This is a genomic window from Virgibacillus sp. (assembly GCF_013393565.1).
In the GTDB taxonomy this organism is placed as follows: domain Bacteria; phylum Bacillota; class Bacilli; order Bacillales; family Amphibacillaceae; genus Virgibacillus; species Virgibacillus dokdonensis.
Genome location: NZ_JABXHF010000027.1, coordinates 11,779 through 28,867 on the forward strand (window position 1 = coordinate 11,779; position 17,089 = coordinate 28,867).

The 17,089-nt window shown below is 36.9% G+C and carries 13 protein-coding genes and 1 pseudogene; 6 read left to right on the forward strand and 8 right to left on the reverse strand.

All coding sequences use genetic code 11. The features are described from left to right. Window positions 1-177: 177 nt before the first annotated feature. Window positions 178-3,675 (forward strand): annotated as a pseudogene (gene addB / locus HLX49_RS07645) (helicase-exonuclease AddAB subunit AddB). Further along, window positions 3,669-7,388 (forward strand): helicase-exonuclease AddAB subunit AddA, encoded by a 3,720-nt coding sequence (gene addA, locus HLX49_RS07650; protein WP_077703071.1) that lies wholly within the window; start codon window positions 3,669-3,671, stop codon window positions 7,386-7,388. Before addB ends, addA begins: the two are co-directional and overlap by 7 nt. A 186-nt stretch (window positions 7,389-7,574) precedes the next feature. Here the strand turns inward: addA and HLX49_RS07655 are convergent, their stop codons facing one another. The 6 genes from HLX49_RS07655 to HLX49_RS07680 form a co-directional block, all read right to left on the reverse strand. Beyond that, the gene (locus tag HLX49_RS07655) at window positions 7,575-7,793 is read right to left on the reverse strand and encodes a spore germination protein (RefSeq protein ID WP_077703072.1); all 219 of its coding nucleotides are present in this window, start codon (window positions 7,791-7,793) and stop codon (window positions 7,575-7,577) included. A 168-nt stretch (window positions 7,794-7,961) separates the two neighbouring features. After that, window positions 7,962-8,345 carry a spore germination protein GerPE gene (locus HLX49_RS07660; protein ID WP_077703073.1) on the reverse strand — a complete coding sequence of 128 codons (384 nt, stop codon included), beginning with the start codon at window positions 8,343-8,345 and terminating at the stop codon, window positions 7,962-7,964. 11 nt (window positions 8,346-8,356) lie between these two features. Continuing rightward, a complete protein-coding gene (locus HLX49_RS07665) occupies window positions 8,357-8,533 on the reverse strand; it encodes a spore gernimation protein GerPD (RefSeq protein WP_073006137.1) in 177 nt (58 codons plus the stop codon). Between the two features lie 2 nt (window positions 8,534-8,535). Continuing rightward, the gene (gene gerPC / locus HLX49_RS07670) at window positions 8,536-9,114 is read right to left on the reverse strand and encodes a spore germination protein GerPC (protein WP_077703074.1); all 579 of its coding nucleotides are present in this window, start codon (window positions 9,112-9,114) and stop codon (window positions 8,536-8,538) included. A 73-nt stretch (window positions 9,115-9,187) separates the two neighbouring features. Next, a complete protein-coding gene (locus HLX49_RS07675; RefSeq protein WP_077703075.1) occupies window positions 9,188-9,388 on the reverse strand; it encodes a spore germination protein GerPB in 201 nt (66 codons plus the stop codon). A gap of 24 nt (window positions 9,389-9,412) precedes the next feature. After that, on the reverse strand, window positions 9,413-9,625 hold the full coding sequence (locus HLX49_RS07680; protein ID WP_077703076.1) for a spore germination protein: 213 nt from the start codon (window positions 9,623-9,625) through the stop codon (window positions 9,413-9,415). Window positions 9,626-10,013: 388 nt separating this feature from the next. Between HLX49_RS07680 and HLX49_RS07685 the strand changes: the two genes are divergently transcribed. After that, window positions 10,014-11,222, forward strand: a complete 1,209-nt coding sequence (locus HLX49_RS07685; RefSeq protein WP_254843952.1) for a DUF418 domain-containing protein — start codon at window positions 10,014-10,016, stop codon at window positions 11,220-11,222. A gap of 257 nt (window positions 11,223-11,479) precedes the next feature. On the opposite strand, the gene HLX49_RS07690 is transcribed toward HLX49_RS07685, so the two are convergent. Continuing rightward, window positions 11,480-12,676 (reverse strand): ornithine--oxo-acid transaminase, encoded by a 1,197-nt coding sequence (locus HLX49_RS07690; RefSeq protein WP_077703077.1) that lies wholly within the window; start codon window positions 12,674-12,676, stop codon window positions 11,480-11,482. A gap of 259 nt (window positions 12,677-12,935) precedes the next feature. Here HLX49_RS07690 and HLX49_RS07695 point away from each other — a divergent pair, with 259 nt between their 5' ends. Together HLX49_RS07695 and HLX49_RS07700 are read left to right on the forward strand one after the other, a co-directional pair. Then, window positions 12,936-13,304: a YisL family protein gene (locus HLX49_RS07695; protein WP_077703078.1), complete on the forward strand. Its 369-nt coding sequence runs from the start codon at window positions 12,936-12,938 to the stop codon at window positions 13,302-13,304. A gap of 207 nt (window positions 13,305-13,511) precedes the next feature. Continuing rightward, a complete protein-coding gene (locus HLX49_RS07700; RefSeq protein ID WP_296361127.1) occupies window positions 13,512-14,996 on the forward strand; it encodes an alpha-amylase family glycosyl hydrolase in 1,485 nt (494 codons plus the stop codon). A 185-nt stretch (window positions 14,997-15,181) separates the two neighbouring features. Here HLX49_RS07700 and HLX49_RS07705 read toward each other — a convergent pair whose 3' ends face one another. After that, the gene (locus HLX49_RS07705; RefSeq protein ID WP_077703081.1) at window positions 15,182-16,054 is read right to left on the reverse strand and encodes a DegV family protein; all 873 of its coding nucleotides are present in this window, start codon (window positions 16,052-16,054) and stop codon (window positions 15,182-15,184) included. A 182-nt stretch (window positions 16,055-16,236) separates the two neighbouring features. Between HLX49_RS07705 and HLX49_RS07710 the strand changes: the two genes are divergently transcribed. Beyond that, complete coding sequence (locus tag HLX49_RS07710; protein WP_077703082.1) at window positions 16,237-17,079, forward strand: YitT family protein; 843 nt, start codon at window positions 16,237-16,239, stop codon at window positions 17,077-17,079. Window positions 17,080-17,089 lie beyond the last annotated feature (10 nt).

The following is a 17,089-nucleotide window of genomic DNA, read 5'->3' on the forward strand; positions in this document are numbered from 1 at the left end:
GAAAGGGTCTTCTGTCCGTTTTCTATTTTGTACGTTTAGGAAACGATCGTGGACTGTAGAATAATGCTTCACGCTCTATGATGAAACATCATTGTAAGATTTAAAGCTGATCATATACCTTTTGTCATAAAGTTGTCGATAAATAAAATTTTTTATCCATGAAAGGGGAAGTGAGTGATGAGTCTCCGTTTTATAACAGGTCGCGTAGGTACAGGGAAAAGCGGTCGCATATTTGATGAAATAAAAGAAAAATTGCTAGATCAGCCACAAGGCTCAGCTATATTTTATCTTGTGCCTGATCAGATGACTTTTCAGCAAGAATATAATTTATTTAAAGATAAGGAAATTCGTGGCAGTATACGGGCGCAAGTAGTTAGCTTTTCACGTTTAGCTTGGAGGGTTTTACAAGAAACAGGGGGAGGAAATAAGCCCTTTATTAGTACAATAGGAATGCAAATGATGTTACGAAAAATCATGGAAGAAAAGCAAGGAGAATGGCATGTGTTTCAACATGCTATGGAAAAGCATGGGTTTATTGAACACTTAGAAACGATGATTACCGAATTTAAACGCTACGCTATTACACCTGAATTATTACAAGCTAAAATGGAGCATATGAATAGCTATGTACATAAGAAAACAGGAGAAGAAAGTCTCCTTCATAAATTGGAAGACTTGTTGTATATTTATGAAAAACTATTGCTTTCATTACAAGGAAAATATATAGACGGGGAAGATCAATTACAAATACTTGCAGATAAAATTGCTCATTCCAGGCTATTAGAAAATGCAGAAATCTATATTGATGGTTTTTATCGTTTTACACCTACAGAACTTATCGTAATACAAGCATTGTTAAAAAAATGTAAGCAAGTTACGGTTGCGTTAACGGTCGATAAGCCAGAAGAAGAACCTACTTCAGAAGTTGATTTGTTTTATCAAACGAAAGAAACGTTTCATGTATTAAAGCAATTAGCTGCGTCTATAGATGTAACGGTAGAAGAAACGATTAAACTAGCCCCTACATATGGTCGCTTTCGTAATCGCCCATACTTTGCTCATTTGGAGCAGTACTTTGATCATCGTCCAGCGCCAACATATGAACAACCAGTCCCTATACAAATTGCTGAGGCAGTTCATCCTCGTGCAGAGGTGGAAGGTGCTGCACAGCAAATTATTCATTTGGTGCGAGACGAGGGATATCGTTATCAAGATATGGCCATATTTATAAGGCAAACAGACATGTATCATGATCTAATCGCGACGATTTTTCATGATTACGATATCCCTGTATTTATTGATGAAAAGCGGACGATGTTAAACCATCCGTTAATGGAATTTATTCGTTCAGCATTAGATGTCGTTGAGGGAAATTGGCGTTACGACGCGGTTTTTCGTCTGTTAAAAACAGATTTTGTGTCAATTTCGGACAAGGAATACCCGCTAACAGCAGATGCGATTGATGAATTAGAAAATTATGTACTGGAATATGGAGTTCGATCCCGCACAAGCTGGTTTTCTGAGAAAGATTGGATTTTTCAGCGTTTTCGTGGATTTGATCAGATGTCACAAACAGATACAGAACGGGAAACACAATTACGTATTAACCGTTATCGAAAACAAGTAATTAAGGCCTTTGAAGGCTTTGATACGCAATTAAGAGAAGCAGAAACAGTGAAGGAAAAATGTGTTTGTTTGTATCGATTATTGGAAGAACTTCAAGTTCCTACAAAATTAGAACAATTGCGAGCTGAATACGATGAACAAGCTGAAATCGAAAAGGGGCGAGAACAGGAACAAGTTTGGGATGCCGTTATTCAACTGTTGGATGAAATGGTAGAAATGGTTGGCGAAGAAACGATGTCATTATCTGTATTTCGTAAAACATTGGAAGCTGGTTTAGAAACATTGAAGTTTGCTCATGTGCCCCCAAGTATAGATCATGTTATTGTCGGTTCTATTGATCGCTCAAGAATAAGCGATATTCGTTGTGCCTTTTTATTAGGTGTAAATGAAGGAATTTGGCCGTTGAAACCGTCCGCGGATGGGTTAATTAATGAACAAGAGCGTAATTTATTAGCTGATCATGGCGTACAGCTTGCTGAAACGAGTAAACGTCAATTACTAGACGACTGGTTTTATATGTATGTGTCTTTCACAGTAGCAAGTGATCAGTTATGGATTAGTTACCCATTAAGTGATGAAGAGGGAAATACGAAGATGCCATCACAACTTATTAAGCGAATAGAGAACTTATTCCCAAGCTGTTGTGAACATCAATTGCTGCAAGAACCCGATGAATTGTTAGAAGCAGATCGTTTTGTGACAACACCTCATAAAACAAGAGCTGCCTTAACAGCACAACTAGCAAGGTATCGTAAGGGGTATCCAATAAAACCCATTTGGTGGCATGTACTCAATTGGTATATCATGCAGGAAAAAAAGAACGGAACGAAATAACGGAGTTTACAGAGACTGGAGTATCAAAATAAACCTAGGAAACAAACGGCAGAAAACGTTGAGCAGTTATAAAAAAAACAGATTAAAGCAAGTGTTTCGAGACTGGAGACATATTAAAGAAGGAAATATAAGCATTTCGCCAAATATAGCCTTGGTTTAGAGGAAAGGCGAACATATAAGCTAGATGCACCAGATATTGGTCAGTTATTCCATGAAGCGTTAAAAACGATAACCGTATGGATTCAACAAGGAGACAAAGAATTTTCTCAACTCACACAATCTGATGCGGCTTCATACGCACATCAAGCAGTTACCAAGCTATCTCCTATATTACAGCACCAAATCTTGCACAGTTCGAATCGCTATCAGTATATTCAACAGAAATTAGAAGAAGTAATTGCAAGGGCAACGTATGTACTAAGTGAGCAAGCTAGAAGAAGCCATTTTTCTCCAGTTGGTTTGGAGTTAGGATTTGGGAACGATCAAGATCTACCGCCGTTAACTGTTCCTTTGCAAAACGGATTTGAATTGATGCTTAGAGGCAGGATAGACCGTGTCGATAAGGCTGTTAAAGATGACGAGCTATTTTTACGAATTATTGATTACAAATCAAGTGCAAAGGAATTAAATTTGCTTGAGGTGTACTACGGACTTGCATTGCAAATGTTAGCATACCTTGATGTAGTTATTACGCATTCGGAACAATGGCTAGGCGTAAAAGCAACACCAGCAGGTATTCTGTATTTCCACGTCCATAATCCGATGATTACAGGACAAGACAAGCTTGATGATGCCACGATTGAAAAAGAATTATTTAAAAAATATAAGATGCAAGGGCTATTGTTGGCAGATGAAGATATTGCTAAACTCATGGACCAAGCTTTAGAATCAGGTGCTAGCCAGATAATTCCAGCTGCAATTAAAAAGAATGGTGGATTTTACAGTTATTCTAAAGTAGCAGATGAAAGGACCATGAAGCATTTACAGCAACATGTTCATCAACTGATGACGCAGGCAGGGATAGACATGACACATGGTGCTATCGATTTAAATCCATATTATTATAAACAACAAAATGCTTGTACGCACTGCCCGTTTCAATCTGTATGTCAATTTGATCCGACGATATCAACGAACAATTACCGCAAACTAGCAGATATGAAGCAGGATGAAATACTCAAACGAATGCAAGTAGAGGAGGATTCAGAATGGTGAGCTGGACAACGGAACAAGAAGAAGCTATCTATACAAAAGGGTCTGATATTCTTGTTGCAGCAGCTGCAGGTTCGGGGAAAACAGCAGTTTTGGTGGAACGAATTATTCAAAAACTGTTGGATAAGAAGCAACCTGTAGATATTGATTCCTTACTTGTGGTTACATTTACAAATGCAGCTGCACAAGAAATGCGTAATCGAGTTGGTGATGCATTAGAAAAAGCTTTAGAAAAAAACCCAGCTTCTTTACATTTAAAAAAACAATTATCGTTATTACAACGAGCATCTATCTCCACATTACACGCATTTTGTTTAGATGTTGTTAAGCAATATGCTTATTTGTTAGATATTGACCCAGCTTTTCGGATTGCAAATAATATGGAAGCAGAACTGATGAAGCAGGAAGTATTAGACGACTTATTTGAAAGCTGGTATGGAACGGATGCAGAGGAACAAGAAGCTTTTTTTCAAGTTGTTGACCGTTTTTCAAGTGATCGAAGCGATGCCGATGTAGAGAAATTAATTTTACAATTATATGAGTTTGCAGTAAAAAACCCTTGGCCGGATAAATGGTTAGATCAATTAGCGGAAGCTTATGATATACCAAAAACGGCTCAAGAAAGTGAGTTAAGCTGGCTAAAAATTTTGAAACGCGAAGTGAAAGAACAGTTAAATGCCATGGAAGAGGAAATAGAGCAAGCAATGAAGGTAGCGAGAGAAAGTGATGGACCTTATCATTATGCCGATACACTCGAGAAGGATTTGGTACTTGTTCATGAAGCGAGTGCTCATTTGGGTGATTGGCAACAATTGCACGATTGGATAGAAGCAAGTACGTTTGCTAAGCTATCTAGTAAAAAAGTAGAGGTTAATGAGGAAAAGAAAAAACAAGTAAAAAAATTACGAGAAAGCTATAAAAAGCGCTGGACAGCCATGAAACAAGGTTGGTTTGCTAGGAATTTAGTAAGCCACCTAGAAGATATGCGTGAAATGGCTCCGATAATGAAACAGTTAGCTTCACTCGTGAAAGCATTTAAAGCGAAGTTTCAAGAAGAAAAAAAAGGACGTGCTCTCGTTGATTTCTCCGACTTAGAGCATTTATGTTTGCAAATATTGCTTGAAGATAGAAATGTGGATAAGCCAAAGCCGTCAAAAGTGGCAAAAAGTTTCCAAGAGCAATATACGGAAATACTCATTGATGAGTATCAAGATACAAACCTTGTTCAAGAGACTATTTTATCACTAATAAGCAATCAAACAGATGCGGGAAACAGATTCATGGTAGGGGATGTTAAACAAAGCATTTATCGCTTTCGCCACGCAGAGCCGTCTTTGTTTATAAAAAAGTATAATCGTTTTGCTCAATCTGAACATCTTGCTAAACGAATCGACTTATCACGGAATTTTAGAAGCCGTAGCCAAGTTTTAATGGCGACAAATTATTTATTTAGACAAATCATTGATGAATCGCTTGGAGAAATAAATTATGATGCAAATGCAGAGCTCATTTATGGAAATAAGATGTATGACAACTTCCCCCACAGAGCTCCTAGTCCAGAATTAATTATTATTGATCGGGAAACGAATGAGCGTAAAGAAACCGACTTGGATCATTCCATGGACCTAGAGAAAGCAGAATTAGAAGCACGAATGTATGCAAATAAAATAAAGCACTGGATTGGCCAAGAAGACGGGCAACCATTACAAGTAGTAGATAAAAAAACAGAGCAACAACGTGACGTGCAATATCGAGATATTGTTATCTTACTTCGTTCCATGACGGATGCACCTGTGATTACAGACGAGCTAAAAAAACAAGGAATTCCTGTTTATGCAGAACTGTCTACAGGCTATTTTGAGGCGATTGAAGTAAAAGTCATGATCAGCTTTTTAAAAGTCGTAGATAATCCGCGGCAGGATATTCCTTTAGCCTCTGTTTTGCGTTCACCAATTGTCGGTCTAAATGAAGAAGAATTAACTACCATTCGGTTAGCGAGAAAAAAACAAACCTATTATGAGGCATTACTATTCTATGCAAAAGAGCATGTCAATGCATTAGCTGATAAAATCACCATGTTTTTAGAGTCGTTACATCGATTACGTAAAGCCACAAGACAAGGAGCTTTATCGGAGTTAATTTGGCAAATTTATCGAGAAACGAAATATTATGATTATGTTGGTGGTATGCCAGGAGGTAGGCAAAGGCAGGCGAACCTCCGTGCATTGTATGATCGGGCACGAACGTATGAAGCAACCTCTTTCCGTGGCTTATTCCGTTTTCTTCGCTTTATAGAACGTATGGAAGAGAGAAAGGAAGATTTAGGCGCTGCAAGAGCTTTAAGTGAACAAGAAGATGTTGTAAGGATTATGACCATCCATAAAAGTAAAGGATTGGAATTTCCTGTAGTCTTACTAGGTGGTATGGATAAACAATTTAATTTAAGTGATTTAAATCAAAAATATTTATTGCATAAAGATTATGGTTTTGCTAGCAAGTATATTGATCCAGTTAAACGAATATCTTATCCTACGCTTTATTATCATGCATTAAGACGGGAAATGTTACGTGATCAATTAGCGGAGGAGATGCGCGTTTTATATGTCGCATTAACTCGAGCCAAAGAAAAGCTTGTTATGATTGGAAGTGTGGCATCTTTTGATAAGAAAAAGGAAAAATGGCAAGCCATTCAAAACCATCCTTACTGGGTACTACCAACTCATGGACGAATAGAAGCAAAAACATACCTTGATTGGGTTGCTCCTGCACTTGTACGGCATCATGAAAATGAAGTATTACGACTTGGAGAAATAGGAGAACAAGTAAAAGAAGAAATTCAACAAGACCCTTCTAGTTGGGAAATTAGCATCCATCACGCTAACGAGCTTGAAGAAACAGGGAAGCAAGCTGATGACGAATTAGATCAGCTTTATCAACATATTTCTGAATGGACTCCTTTTACATTATCCAGCGATAAGTTAGCAAAAACGGTGCAACAACGTTTGAGTGATACGTATCCTTATATACACGCTGCGAAATCCAGAGCGAAACAAACGGTAACCGAATTAAAGCGGCAGCAGGAATTAAAAGATGAGTACAGTAGTGATCATTTAATTACACCTAGGCAAAGACCAATTATGAAACGCCCTGTTTTTATGCAAAAGGAAAAGAAGGTATCAGCTGCTGAAAAGGGTACTTTTATGCATAAAGTAATGCAACATTTACCATTGCATCGTTCGTTGACGTATGAGGAGATTGAAACGGAATTAGAAAAAATGGTGGAAAAAGAAATGATTGGTCGAGAGGCTGTCGAAGAAATAGATATTACAGCTATTGAACATTTTTACCAAACGTCAATTGCTCAAATAATGATAACAGCTCCTTATGTGCAACGAGAAATTCCGTTTAGTTTAGCCATTCCAGCTACAGAAGTATATCATGATTGGCAAGGAAAAGAAGAAGATGTATTAATACAAGGTGTAATCGATGCGATTATTTCGACAAAGGATGGTTGGATTATACTGGACTATAAAACCGACTCCATTCATGGAGAATGGTCCGAGCTAGTAGAAGAAAAGTTGTTACGAAGATATCAAACACAAATGGATCTTTACCGCCATGCAGTTGAAACTATTTGGAGACAGCCAGTATTGGAAACATACCTTTATTTCTTTACAAAACAAGCGCTTGTTCGGGTGCCGTCCAGAAGATATTGATATTTATAACCGTTGCTCCTATTTATTCTAAGATCTTCTGTAGAATGCAGGATTACTGGACAAGCAGCAGTGAGAAATAATAGCCCTTATATGCTTTATTTTGTAATGCATACCGATTAGTACTAAAATGACCCGTGGGCGATGAAAGAGTATGCCGTGGAGTTTGCTACATCCACGGCATATTGTTTAAGCATTTGCAGTTAAATTTTGGTCGTTTATATCTGGGTCAAATGGATTGGTTGAACTTACACCATTATTTGTGCATGTGAAATCTCCAGTGTTTAAGGAACCAGAACCAGCATTTGTTTTTGTAGATTCTTTTGGAGCAATATAAAAGGAATCACCAAAATTTACGACCCCACCACTCACACTAACAATTTTAATCGGACCAACAATAGAAGGCATAGGAAACCACCTTTTGAAAGAATTCGTTTCTATAGCGTATGAATGTATTGACTATTGGTGCGTATGGTTTTATTTCGGATATAAGATGCTGTAAGTCTCCTTCAAGAATGGAAAGATTTTGCCTTGATAAATCTAAACGGGAGATAACAGTAGCTAAATCCACAATTTTCATTCAAAAGATTCACTTGTATCTTGTAGCTTACGGAAATGCTTCACACGGGACTCTGCATAGACTCTTGTTAAATTACCAATTTGGAGTAATGAAGAACTACTTACGCCGATACTTGCAACATTCGCCACATGAATGCTCCCTTTGTGGTGGGTCGTTAATTTGTTTACGAGCATTTTAGGTTCTGGCCAATTCGTATCTCGCTTAAATAGTGGGTAATTGAATGTTTCTTCATCACGTTTAGAAAAAACAGGGTTTTGTTTTTGAATAGCAAGCCCTTTAAATTTTAACGCAGCATTTTCTGTATCCCCAATGGAAAGTATACTACTTGTGGATACAGAGTTAGTAAACAAATTATCAACAATGGATGTTCTTTTTTTCATTTTACCCCCCTTTACGTAAGTGCTAATGGTACAATATTTCCTAAAGTAAATGCTTCGGGTGGTGTATCGAAAAAGGATGAAAGAAGAAATTGCTCATTGTCCCCAATTAGAAACACAGATGATGAGGATACGTTGTCAACTTGAACATTACCAATATTTAACCCCCAATTATGAACTTCCATATTCATAGCTATTCTCCTTTAGATCTTTGGGTATCCATATATTTTCGTAATGACTGTTTAATTTCATTTTTTACGTTGTCGGATATAAATCGATGGATGTCATCTCTTGTTTGTAAGTTTTTTTCGTTATATGCTTCGTTTTCGTAAAAGGCAATTCGTCCTGGTAACTGTTTGATCATATCTTGAATCAAAATGGGAGGATAACCGTCATCCATACTTACATTATATTCTGCTGCCATTTGGTTAATTATATTTGTGCCGTTTCGATGCAAATAATCATTTAATTCTGCTTGTATCGTTTGTTTTAAAGGGGCTTGATAGTTTGGAGGTTTCGGTTGATCAATAAAGCTACCGTCTAGATTAGCCAAATCTTGTGGAGATAAACCAATATGAAGCGTTCCATCTAATTGTTCAATTTTTAGTTGGTCAAAATGATATTCTACTTTTTCGATATGGTTAGATTTTTTGTTCTGTAGCTTTTCTTCTAATTCATTTACTCGTGATGTTAATTGTTCAATTAACGCTTCCTGTTGTCTCATGTATTCATGCATATCGTACATATAAGCGGACCAGTTTGAATGATTCATGGAACTCCCTCCTCTGCCATACCTAGACGAATGCCTATGTTTACTATATGCAAAAAGTCGAGAAGTGTGCAGTTTAGGGAGCTAAAGGAACCAATGGAACTGCTTCTTGAATAACTTCGGCTGTTGGCGCAGGTTCCGTATAACCACCGGTATTGTAAATGTCAGATTGGGATTGAATACTTCCCGTACTACCAATTTGTAGAACAGATGAATTCGTAATAGCTCCAACTTTAATCATATAAATACTTATGGTTTGATGCACGGTTAAAGGCATTTCCTTCACTCCTGTTTACCTTTTTTAGTTATAAGACATATCTACTTTATCTGAATCGTATATATACGTTTTAGCATTTCCTAAGTTTACGCGAATTCCGTTGCCGGTATTAAATGACCCTCCACCAGCATATGTTTTAGCAGTACTATTCGGAGACATTGAGTAAACGTCACCAATATTAAAAATACTGGAAGATGATAAGTTAACGACTTTCACTGCCCCTACTTTCGCTGGCATTTCAATACCTCCTCTTTAACGAGACGGAGCTTTTTTTCACTATAGGAAAGTGTACAACTTTCGCTTTATAGTATGAATTAAGTTTTTCTAACAATAAGGAGAAGTTTACTTTAGGTAATTTCGCTTATTATTAAGTTATGTATAAAAAATAAATTGTTGAGGAATTAAAAGAAGAAATATGTTACATTTGTTTAAAAATTTAGCTTGTGATTTGTTGTTTCTTTTCTTATAGTTAAATAAAAGGAACATTCGTAAATCCATTTCAAGGCTTATTGTGATAAGAATACATAAAATTGTTTCTGATTTGCCCACAAGCAATTTTTACTTTAGGAAAGCCTAAGGTATTATAGGTGTTTTTTACCATAAAGAATGATCGTTTTTTCTAATAATGATTGAACTAACAAAGGAAAGGAATGTGTTTATGAATCAACAAGCTTCACCTGTGCAAGCAAAAGAGAGACTTCATTGGATAGATGCTGCAAGGGGATTTGCCATTTTTGGCATACTAATTGTTAATATGCTGTCATTTAGCTCTCCTTACTTTACATACAGAGGAGAAGGGTTAGTTTGGAATAATCCTGAAGATGAGGTAACGCTTGCTGTTATTGATATCGTTTTTCAAGCGAGCTTTTACAGTTTATTTTCTTTTTTATTTGGATTTGGCCTCCAATTAATGACGGATCGTCTCCAATTAAAAAAATTAGAAGCTGTTCCGCTTCTAACTCGAAGACTTTTATTTTTATTATTATTTGGAGTGATTCATGCATTTGTAATTTGGTATGGCGATATCTTAATTACCTATGCTCTTGTCGGTTTACTTGCATTGTTATTTTTGAGAGTAAAGGAGAGGACTTTAATTTATTGGGCTGTGGGGCTGTTAGGAGGGTTTGTTGGCTTTATTACATTTATTTCCTATTTGGCGAGAACATGGATAGCTATGTATGGACAAGAGCCATTAAAGCCAGTTGAACCTATTATTGCAAATTATCAAAGTAACTCCTTTACTACTATTTGGTCACAAAATGCGCAAGATTGGCTGTTTGGGAGTGGATTAGGTCTCTTCTTTCTTCCCTTTTTACTCTTGCCGTTATTTTTAGTGGGTATGTATTTTGCAAGAAAACGTTGGTTACATCATCCAATGCAACATAAATCACTACTAAAAAAGTTATGGGTGTATTCGCTTATTTTGTTTTTAGTGTTTAAATTAGGGCCATATTTCTTTGGTAACCCATTGTGGTTTGAAATTGCCCAAGATAGTATTGGAGGCTTGTTTTCTGCCCTGTTTTATATTTTGTCCATTACACTATTGGGACAAACAGAATTAGGTGCTAAATTGATGCAACCATTTAACTATGTTGGGAGAATGGCATTTACCAACTATATTATGCAGTCTATCCTTTGTGTTCTCTTGTTTTATGGGATTGGATTAGGTTGGTATGGTCAAACTTCCCCGTTACAAGGTGTAGGTATAGCCATTATTATTTATGGTTTGCAAATGATATATAGTAGTATATGGTTAAGGAAGTTCCGTTATGGGCCTTTGGAGTGGTTATGGAGAAGTCTTACTTATGGAAAGATGCAACTTATGGGCAAATAAATCATGCAAACACTGAAAAAGCAGCTTGGAACAGTGCCAAGCTGCTTTTTTATGGTCTGGGATATAAATTTTACATATGTGGATAAACTTACTAAGTTATTTAGCCACGTCCGGCTCCAGCGCCTAGCAACTAGGCGACTTCACGAAATTGCCCTAAGCTAAGTCATCATCGGTTCGTTCCTCACCGTGATTCCTAAAACTTTCGTTGCTTCGCTCCACTCGCTACGTTGCTAACCGGGCGCCCCGAGCATTTGTTCTTATGGTGTTAATACTTCTTTAATATGAGAAACAGCCCATTTTAAATCTTCTTGTTTAATAATTAATGGAGGTGCAAATCGAATGACGTTTTCATGTGTTTCTTTACAAAGCAGTCCTTTTTCCTTTAACGCTTCACAATATGGACGGGCTGGTTCGGTAAGCTCCACGCCGATAAACAACCCTTTACCACGAACTTCTTTTATTTTTGGATTAGGGATGGACTTTAATTCATTCATCATGTACGTTCCTAATTCTAAAGAGCGATCTGCTAAATTCTCTTCTTCTAAAACATCTAATGCAGCAATAGAGACAGCACATGCTAGTGGATTACCTCCAAATGTGGATCCGTGAGAACCAGGATTGAATACACCGAGAATATCTTTGTTAGCAACTACACATGAGATTGGAAAGACGCCTCCACCTAAGGCTTTTCCAAGAATTTGTACGTCAGGTGTTACATTCTCCCAGTCACATGCAAACATTTTTCCTGTGCGAGCTAGTCCAGACTGAATTTCGTCCGCAATATATAGTACATTGTTTTCTTTACAAATCTGGTATGCTTCTTGTAAAAAACCATCTGGTGGGATGACAATACCAGCTTCTCCTTGAATTGGTTCAAATAAAAAGCCTGCGGTATTTTCATTGATTGCAGCCTTTAGAGCTTCTGCATCTCCGTAAGGGATAATTTTAATACCTGGTAACATTGGTCCGAAGCCACGTTTGTATTCGGCTTCAGATGATAAAGAGACAGCGGTCATTGTTCGACCGTGGAAGTTACCTTCACAAGCAATAATTTCAGCTTTGTTTTCCGCCACTCCTTTTACGTCATAAGCCCACCTTCTAGCTGCTTTAATAGCCGTTTCTACTGCTTCTGCGCCTGTATTCATCGGCAATACCATTTCTTTATTCGTAAGCTTACAAATTTTTTCAAACCAAGGCCCAAGCTGATCATTATGAAACGCTCGGGATGTTAAAGTTAAACGATCCGCTTGATCTTTTAGTGCTTTAATAATTTGTGGGTGGCGATGTCCCTGATTAACAGCTGAATAAGCACTGAGCATGTCCATGTAGCGGTTTCCTTCAGGATCTTCTACCCATACTCCATCTGCCTTAGAGATGACCACAGGCAGAGGGTGGTAATTTTTAGCACCGTACTCCTGTGTTTGATCAATAATTTGTTGACTTGTTTGTCCCATATGATCCCTCCGAATTTTAAAAATAATCTACAAATACAGTATAACAGTTTTTATTGCAACTGCCAGCTATAAAAAATATGAATCTATTAAATTTAAACCTAGCTCATAGATGGAAAGCTTTCCTAATTAGAAAGTAATTTCTATCATAATAGAGTAGCTGTTACATATTTGCCAAACGATAGAGTGTTAAAAATGAAAAGTTACTAGGATCATGATATGATAGCATTAGTTGAATTGGAAATAGGAGGTAGATTGTTTCATGACACATTTGCATATAACGGGATGGGTATTAGGGTTTATTTTATTAGCAATCTCTTATGCTATGTATAAGAAAGGTAATACGAAAGCAGGGAAAATCGTACATATGATTTTGCGCTTGGATTATTTACTTATCTTATATTCTGGAGGAGACTTAATTACCCCTTACTTTAATGGTGGATCGTTAATGGCAGAAGCAATTGTTAAAGGGGTTGCGGGTATATGGATGATTGCTATTATGGAAATGATACTCGTTCGCTTACCAAAGGAGAAACCATTAAAAGGACTGTGGACACAGTTTGTCATTGCGCTTATTATTCTGCTTGTATTAGGATTCGTTCGGTTACCTATGGGAATTCAATTAGGTTAAGAATGAATAAAAATAAAAGGTTGTCCTTATGTACGTAGGACAGCCTTTTTTATACTATAATGGCTTTAGAATAGGCGAAACTATAATTTTTCGTCATAACGTTTTGTTGATAAGCCACGTTTTACTTATTCCTTGGTGTGGCTGGATTATAGATAACAGTGAAAAAATAATCGGACAAGAAAAAGATGGACGGGGGAAAGAGAAGTGATGAAGAAAGTAATTGCTTTTTTAATAGTTAGTTTCATGTTTTTTATTTATGTACCAACTATGGTTCAAGCTGATGAAACAAGCATTCAAGATGAAGTTTTTTATCGTATCTTAGTTGACCGCTATAATAATTTAAATGTTGAACGTGATAAACAAATTGATCTTGATAATCCAAAAGCATATCATGGTGGTGATTTGGAAGGGATTACAGATAGGTTGGATACTTTTGAGGAATTGGGGTATACTTCCATCATCCTGTCACCTATTATGGCAAACGCACCAGACGGTTATCATGGTTATTGGATAGAAGACTTTTATAACGTAGAACAGCAATTTGGTGATATGGAAAGTTTGCAAAAGTTAATTGATGAAGCTCATGAAAGAGAGATAAAAGTTGTTTTGGAGCTTGTCACGAAATATGTTGCTAAAAGCCATCCGATTGTTACTAATCCATCTAAAGCGGATTGGATTGATCGAGATGCACAAGTAAACACAGCTTGGGGAGAAAATGTTGTTGCATTGAATCAAGAAAATGAAGCAGTACAAGATTATTTAGTCAATGTAGCAAAGTATTGGAAAGAAGAAACGGATGTTGACGGTTTCCAATTACACGCTGCAGACCAAGCCTCACCATCGTTTTTAACTCTACTTTCAAATGAAATAAAACAATCTGATGAAAATTTTTATTTGTTAGCAGATGTACTAGAGGGAAAATCTGATGTAACTACTTTACAGGAAAATCAACATATTGATGCTGTTGAGAACCATAATGCACAGCAAGCAATGCGTGATGTTTTTTCTAAACCTGGTGTCTCACCGGAAAATATATATGAAGCAACAATGCAAGATAGCGCTGTTGATATGCTATTTATGGATGACCAATCCATGGAGCGTTTTACACAAACTTTAGCGGAGAATGGCAGAAATCCATTGACAGCTTGGAAATTAGCTTTAACCTTTTTATATTCTATGCCAGATGTTCCAATGATCTATCAAGGTTCCCATCTGCCGATGTATGGTTCCACATTGGATGAAGTACAACGGATGGTAGAGTTTAACAGTGGAGATAAAGAATTAACGGAGTTTTTTAATAGGATATCTTCCTTACGTCAAGAGTTTCCTGCCTTACGAAGAGGAAACTACGAAATGGTAGGGACAGATGGAGCAATGAGTGTGTTTAAACGTACTTATGATGGGCAAATGATGTATATTGCTATTAATAACGATGTAAAGACACGTTCTGTTACCATTTCAGATGTAGAAGAAGGAAAAGAATTGCGAGGATATTTAAGTGATCAAACCTTTCGAGCTAATGGCAACGGAGAATATCGGGTGGGTTTAGATAGAGAGATGGTAGAAATATTCTCTGTAGAAGAAGATACAGGGCTTAACTGGTGGTTTATTGGTTTTATAATCGGTATATTTTTATTATTTATCGTTGGTATCGTGGTGTTATCTAGAAAACAAAAGAAAAATGAGGGGTGAAGGAGACTGCAAAGCAGACGAGCCTTGGCAACGGTTTCTTGTATTTGAAGAAACCCGAATAAGAACATTATTTTATTAACAATGGATGGTTCTATTTGCACATTTCCACAAAGGGATTTTGCCCTCTTCGTATTGTTACTTTGCGAAGAGGGATGTAAAGTCCCTTTTCTGCTTGGTGCTTCCATTTATGCAGGGCGATCAAAATCGGTATCATTTAAAAAGAAGAGTGCAATCGTTCCAGGCCCTGAATGCGCACCTATAACCGAACCAACCATCTCAATAATAACATCTTTCACGTGAAATTTTTCCTTAATCATGGAAGCAAGTTGTTCTGCTCGCTCGAAGTCATCGCCATGGGAAATTGCAATGGTTTGGTTTGATAAATCATCACCGCGTTCTTCCATGATTTCTAGCATACGGAGGAACAATTTTTTTGAACCGCGTATCTTTTCTAATGGAATTAACTTGCCATCTTCTACGTGAAGAATTGGTTTAATCTTTAACAAAGAACCAACAAACGCTGCTGTTCTGCTTACACGGCCACCTCGATATAGATATTCTAGGTTATCAACAGTAAAGATGTGTTCCATATGAAGAGCGCAGGACTTACTTGATTCTACGATTCTTTGTAACGCCGCTCCTTGCTTGGCAAGCTTTGCTGCATGAAGTACAACAAGCCCATACCCTAGTGAAGCACATTTCGTATCAATTACGTGAATAGGTGCATCGGGATAGCTTTCTTTTACTTCTTGTTCCATCATTTTTGCTGCTTGATATGTACCAGATAGTTGAGAAGAAAAAGCAAGGTAAACTAAAGGTTGATTTGCTTCAGCATGAGATGTAAAAATAGACTTAAAACGTTGAGCTGAAGCTTGCGATGTTTTTGGGGTTTTCCCATCACGCATTGCGTGGTAAACTGTTTTAGGATCTATTGTTTTGACATCTTCGTAATCCTTATCATCAAGCCGGACGGTTAATGGTATAAATGCTATGTCGTATTTATTATAATAATCTGCTGTTAAATCACAAGCTGAATCGGCAAGGATTTTAATATCCATCGTTTATTCACCTACATTCCTTTTAGTAATCTTTCTTTTAGTTTATAGTTGTTTATGTAGTTAGTCAAAAAAAAGGAATGTTTAATTTTAATAATTTTCAAATAAAAAAGTTAATGACATCTAGCGTTTGGGTGTGTGTATGATGACGGACTAATTATCTGTAAACGAAGAAGGAGGCCTCTATGTTCATTTTTGAAGCAAAACGAATTGCAGTAGTCATTTTTGGAGCGTTGCTTAATGCAATATCTCTGAACTTTTTCTTAATTGAAGCAAATGTGTATGCTAGTGGGTTTACTGGTGCTGCTCAATTAGCATCTAGCGTTTTTAATGATTTCGTTGGCATCGGAATTAGTACGGGAATTTTATTAGCTCTATTTAATATCCCTGTTGCTATATTGGGTTGGCTTAAAGTAGGTAAAGGGTTTACGATTTATAGTGTCGTTTCTGTATTTTGCACGACTCTTTTTCTAGAATTTATTCCTATGGTTCAAATATCAGAAGACATTATTTTAAATGCTGTCTTTGGTGGTGTTGTTGGTGGTACTGGTGTAGGGATTACACTTAAAGTCGGTGCTTCCACTGGAGGAATGGACATTGTGGCGATGGTTTTATCGAGAATGAAAGATAAACCGATAGGTACGTATTTTTTAATGTTAAATGCGATTATTATAGCATTCGCTGGTATTTTATATGAACCAGAAAATGCTTTGTATACCTTACTTACTTTATACGTAACGACACGTGTAATTGACGCTCTTCATACACGTCATGAAAAGGTTACAGCTATGATCATTACTCGTAAAGCAGACGAACTGCAGGCTGCTATTCACCAAACTATGGTACGTGGTATTACGATTCTTCCAGCTAAAGGAGCTTATACAAAAACAGATAAGGATATGCTTTATTTGGTCATCACTCGGTATGAATTATATGATTTAGAGCGAATTATTAATGAAGTAGATCCGAACGCATTTACAAATATCGTTCAAACGACAGGTATATTTGGTTTTTTTCGCAGAGATTAAAGAAGAGAGG

Bases quoted from the DNA above. Each gene is read 5' to 3' on its own strand.
- HLX49_RS07700 (WP_296361127.1), top strand. From the start codon at position 13,512: ATGAAGAAAGTAATTGCTTTTTTAATAGTTAGTTTCATGTTTTTTATT.
- HLX49_RS07655 (WP_077703072.1), bottom strand. From the start codon at position 7,793: ATGCCTTCTATTGTTGGTCCGATTAAAATTGTTAGTGTGAGTGGTGGG.
- HLX49_RS07680 (WP_077703076.1), bottom strand. From the start codon at position 9,625: ATGCCAGCGAAAGTAGGGGCAGTGAAAGTCGTTAACTTATCATCTTCC.
- addA (WP_077703071.1), top strand. From the start codon at position 3,669: ATGGTGAGCTGGACAACGGAACAAGAAGAAGCTATCTATACAAAAGGG.
- HLX49_RS07710 (WP_077703082.1), top strand. From the start codon at position 16,237: ATGTTCATTTTTGAAGCAAAACGAATTGCAGTAGTCATTTTTGGAGCG.
- gerPC (WP_077703074.1), bottom strand. From the start codon at position 9,114: ATGAATCATTCAAACTGGTCCGCTTATATGTACGATATGCATGAATAC.
- HLX49_RS07665 (WP_073006137.1), bottom strand. From the start codon at position 8,533: ATGAATATGGAAGTTCATAATTGGGGGTTAAATATTGGTAATGTTCAA.
- HLX49_RS07705 (WP_077703081.1), bottom strand. From the start codon at position 16,054: ATGGATATTAAAATCCTTGCCGATTCAGCTTGTGATTTAACAGCAGAT.
- HLX49_RS07685 (WP_254843952.1), top strand. From the start codon at position 10,014: ATGATTGAACTAACAAAGGAAAGGAATGTGTTTATGAATCAACAAGCT.
- HLX49_RS07690 (WP_077703077.1), bottom strand. From the start codon at position 12,676: ATGGGACAAACAAGTCAACAAATTATTGATCAAACACAGGAGTACGGT.
- HLX49_RS07695 (WP_077703078.1), top strand. From the start codon at position 12,936: ATGACACATTTGCATATAACGGGATGGGTATTAGGGTTTATTTTATTA.
- HLX49_RS07675 (WP_077703075.1), bottom strand. From the start codon at position 9,388: ATGCCTTTAACCGTGCATCAAACCATAAGTATTTATATGATTAAAGTT.
- HLX49_RS07660 (WP_077703073.1), bottom strand. From the start codon at position 8,345: ATGAAAAAAAGAACATCCATTGTTGATAATTTGTTTACTAACTCTGTA.